Origin of the sequence: Nocardia asiatica NBRC 100129, from assembly GCF_000308415.1 — a bacterium.
Classification (GTDB): Bacteria; Actinomycetota; Actinomycetes; order Mycobacteriales; family Mycobacteriaceae; genus Nocardia; species Nocardia asiatica.
The window spans coordinates 1-504 of record NZ_BAFS01000333.1 but is presented as its reverse complement, the minus strand read 5'-3'; the positions used below and the strand labels follow the sequence as shown (position 1 = coordinate 504).

1 protein-coding gene is annotated in these 504 nt (G+C 67.7%); it reads left to right on the top strand.

The window, feature by feature from the left end:
- Positions 1–504: MMPL family transporter (locus ON27_RS29255; RefSeq protein WP_043734733.1), on the top strand; the 504-nt coding region annotated here is incomplete at both ends.

Sequence of the window (504 nt, the reverse complement as noted above, 5' to 3'; positions counted from 1 at the left end):
CCGAGATCCGCATCGGTGGCAGCACCGCCGAATTCGTCGACCTGTCCGACGAGATGACCGCCAAACTGCCGCTGGTCGTGGCCCTGGTGCTGACCGCGTCACTGGCCTTCCTCACCGCGGCGTTCCGCAGCATCGCCCTGCCGGTCAAGGCCATCGCGATGAACCTGCTCGCCACCGGCGCCGCTCTCGGCATCACCGTCGCGGTCTTCCAATGGGGGCTCGGCGAGAACGTCCTGGACTTCACCAGCCCCGGCTTCGTGCAGGTCTACCTGCCCACCGTGGTGTTCGCGCTGCTGTTCGGGCTCTCGATGGACTACGAGGTCTTCCTCATCCGCCGCATCCGCGAATACTGGGACGCCAGCGGCGACAACCAGCACGCCGTCGCCGCCGGGCTCACCCACACCGCGCGCCCCATCACCGCAGCCGCCGCGATCATGATCGCCATCTTCGCCAGCTTCCTCACCGCCGACATCCTCGAACTCGAGCAACTCGGACTCGCCCTCG